This is a genomic window from Dietzia sp. DQ11-71, assembly GCF_014144995.1.
Lineage (GTDB): Bacteria > Actinomycetota > Actinomycetes > Mycobacteriales > Mycobacteriaceae > Dietzia > Dietzia kunjamensis.
The window spans coordinates 1-3,475 of sequence record NZ_JAALDT010000095.1 but is presented as its reverse complement, the minus strand read 5'-3'; the positions used below and the strand labels follow the sequence as shown (position 1 = coordinate 3,475).

The window sequence follows — 3,475 nt, the reverse complement described above, 5'->3', positions numbered from 1 at the left end:
CTCGGGCAACTGCTCCGGTTCGCCCTCCACCTCGAGGCCGACGCGCACGAAACCGGCGTCGAGCTCGGCCGGGCTGACGGACCAGCCGTCGTTGGCCCGCTGCAGGATCTCGGTCAGCCAGGACTGCGCAATTCGCACTGTGGGGTCCTTCGTCTTCTGGGGTGGGGGTGGATGCGGCGGGTCAGGAGCGGATGCCGAACGGCAGGGAGAAGCGAACGTCGCCCTCCACCATGTCGCGCATGTCGGACAGGCCGTTGCGGAACTGCAGGGTGCGCTCCAGGCCCATGCCGAACGCGAAGCCCGAGTACTCCTCGGCGTCGATGCCGCAGGCCGTCAGCACGTTGGGGTGCACCATTCCGCAGCCGCCCCACTCGACCCAGCCGGCGCCGCCCTTCTTGCGCGGGAACCACACGTCGACCTCGGCGGAGGGCTCGGTGAACGGGAAGTAGTTGGGCCGCATCCGGGTGCGGGTCTCCGGACCGAACAGGGCGCGGGCGAACGCGTCGAGCGCGCCGCGCAGGTGCGCCATGGTCAGCCCCTTGTCGATCGCCAGGCCCTCGACCTGGTGGAACACCGGGGTGTGGGTGGCGTCGAGTTCATCGGTGCGGAACGTGCGGCCCGGGCAGGCCACGTAGATCGGCGGTTCCCGGTCGAGCATGGTGCGGATCTGCACCGGCGAGGTGTGGGTGCGCAACACCTGCCGGCTGCCCTCGGGCGCGATGTGGAAGGTGTCCTGGAGGGTGCGCGCCGGGTGGTCGGGAAGGAAGTTGAGCGCATCGAAGTTGTAGTGCTCCGCCTCGACCTCGGGCCCCTCCGTGATCTCCCACCCCATGGCCACGAACACATCCGCGACCTGCTCGGTGATGATGGTGATGGGGTGCTGCGCGCCCACCGGCGCGCGCCCCGACGGGACCGTCAGGTCGAGCGTCTCGGCCACGAGGACGGCGGCGTCCCGCTCGGCCTGCAGTTCGGCTAGACGGGAGTCATACGCCTGCTGGACCCGGGTCCGTGCCACGTTGACGGCCTTGCCCGCGGACGCCTTCTGCTCCTTGGGGAGAGAGCCGAGGGTACGACGACCCAGCGCGATGGGGCTGCGGTCACCGAGGTGCGCCGTCTTGGCGGCGGCCAGCGCCTCGAGGTCCGCCGCGGCGGCGAACGCGGCCTCGGCGTCCGCGGAGTACCGCGCCAGCGACTCCTCGTCGATCCGGACCTCGCCTGTGTCTTCGCTCACCGGTGCCCTCGTCCTCCCCGTCACGGCGGACTTCCGTCGACCGCCCCGCATCGGGGCCAAGACTAGTCGATCCCCGGTCCCGCCCCCGCTCCCCCCGGCGATGGCCGGGGGGAGCCCCGTCAGCGTCGTTCCCGCACCGACCCGGCGTCGACCAGCAGCTCGCGGGTCGCGCGGAAGGCGTCCCGCATCCGCCGGTCGTGGGTGATGAGCAGGACCGTGCCGCCGAACGCGTCCACGGCCTGCTCGAGTTGCTCGATCGCCGGCAGGTCCAGATGGTTGGTCGGCTCGTCCAGCACCAGCAGGTTCACCCCGCGCTGCTGCAGGAGGGCCAGCGCGGCACGGGTCCGCTCCCCCGGTGACAGTGACGCGCAGGCGCGGGCGACGTGCTCTCCACCGAGCCCGAACTTGGCGAGCAGGGTGCGGGCCTCGGTGGGGTCGAGGCCGGCCGGGTCGGCGGCGACGCAGAACGTGTCCAGCAGCGGGTCCGGCCCGCCGAACTCCGTCCGTGCCTGGTCCACCGTCCCGGGCTGGACCCCCGACCCGACGGTCGCGCGGCCCGAGTCGACCGACCGCTCCCCGGTGATCGCGGCGAGCAGCGTGGTCTTGCCCGAGCCGTTGGAGCCGCTGATGAGGATCCGGTCCCCGGCATCGATCTGCAGGGTCACCGGGCCGAGGACGAAGTCGCCGCGGCGCACGACGGACTCGGCGAGCACGGCCACCACGGAACCGGAGCGGGGCGCCGTCGCGATCACCATCTGCAGCTCCCACTCCTTGCGGGGTTCGGCGACCACCTCGAGGCGCTCCATCGCCCGCTCGGACTGGGAGATCTTGGCGGCCTGCTTCTCGGAGCGCTGGCCCGCCCGGTTCCGGATGTGCTTGTCGCGCTCCGCGTCCTTGCCGCCGGTCTTGCGCATCGTATTGCGCACGCCCTTGTCCAGCCAGGACTTCTGTGTCTGCACGCGGTCCTTCAGCTGATCGACCCGGCCCGCGTACTCCTCGTAGGCGTCGCGCGCCCGTTGCCGTGCCAGCGCCCGTTCGGCGAGGTACGCCTCGTAGCCGCCGTCGAACACGGCGATCTGCTGCTGGGCCGAGTCCAGTTCGACGATGCCGGTGACGCACCTGGCCAGGAACTCGCGGTCGTGGCTGACCACCACCATCGGGCGCCGTTCGGCCTGCATGAACTCCTCGAGGACGGCCAACCCCGCCAGGTCGAGGTCGTTGGTGGGCTCGTCCAGCAGCAGGATGTCGTATTGGCTGAGCAGCACGGCGCCGAGGTTCACGCGGGCGGCCTGCCCTCCCGACAGCGCCGACATCGGCAGGTCCGGGACCGTGTCGTCGAGCCCCAGCCGGGCTGCGGTGACGGGGATCCGCTCGTCGAGGTCGCCACCGCCGAGCGCCAACCAGCGCTCCAGGGCGTCCCCGTAGGCGTCCGCGGCGGAGTCGGAGTCCGCCATCTGCTCCGCCAGCGCGTTCATCCGCGCGAGCGCGTCCGCGACGCCGGTGACGCGGTGCAGGAAGTCGCGAACCACCTCGTCGTCGTCGCGCTCCACCTCCTGTCGGAGGAGCCCGACTGTGGCGTCCGGCGGGCTGAGGGTGAGCTGTCCCGTCATCTCGGCGACGGGGTCGCCGGCCAGCGCGTGGAGGAGGGTGGATTTTCCGGCACCGTTGGGTCCGGTGAGACCCCAGACGTCTCCGGGTGCGACGACGAGGTCGAGCCCGTCGAACAGGGTCCGCGCCCCGCGGGTGGCACCGAATCCGCGGGCAGTGAGAGTCGCGGTCACGATCCCGCCAACAGCCGGGCGCTCGTGTGGAGGCAGATGGAGGCGGCGGTGACGATGTTCAGGCTCTCGGCCCTTCCACGGATGGGGATGCGGACGCGGAGATCCGCGCGCGCGGCGAGGTGCTCGGGCACCCCGTGGGCCTCGTTGCCGAAGATCCACGCGGTCGGCTCGGCGAGGACCTCGTCCGCCCGCTCGACGTCCACTTCGCCGTGGGCATCGGCGACCGCCACCTGCAGTCCCGCCCGGTGGGCCCGGTCGATCAGGTGGTCCTCGGCGATCCCCCGCACGACCGGGAGATGGAACAGGCTGCCGGCGGACGCCCGGACCGCCTTGGGGTTCTCCGGGTCGGCCGCCCCCTCGGTGAGCCAGACCGCGTCGGCCCCGAGCGCGTCCGCGACGCGGACCAGGGTGCCGACGTTGCCGGGTTCGGACAGCGCCTGGCCGACGGCGACCAACCGGGGCT

3 protein-coding genes are annotated in these 3,475 nt (G+C 72.2%); all 3 read right to left on the bottom strand.

From position 1 onward, the window contains the following. Nucleotides 1–181: 181 nt before the first annotated feature. Nucleotides 182–1,231 (bottom strand): phenylalanine--tRNA ligase subunit alpha, encoded by a 1,050-nt coding sequence (gene pheS / locus G6023_RS03900; protein WP_182634140.1) that lies wholly within the window; start codon nt 1,229–1,231, stop codon nt 182–184. A 119-nt stretch (nt 1,232–1,350) separates the two neighbouring features. Next, nucleotides 1,351–3,012: an ABC-F family ATP-binding cassette domain-containing protein gene (locus G6023_RS03895; RefSeq protein WP_182634139.1), complete on the bottom strand. Its 1,662-nt coding sequence runs from the start codon at nt 3,010–3,012 to the stop codon at nt 1,351–1,353. After that, the coding region (locus G6023_RS03890) for a TrmH family RNA methyltransferase (protein ID WP_182634138.1) at nt 3,009–3,475 on the bottom strand (467 nt) is incomplete at its 5' end. The genes G6023_RS03890 and G6023_RS03895, both read right to left, overlap by 4 nt.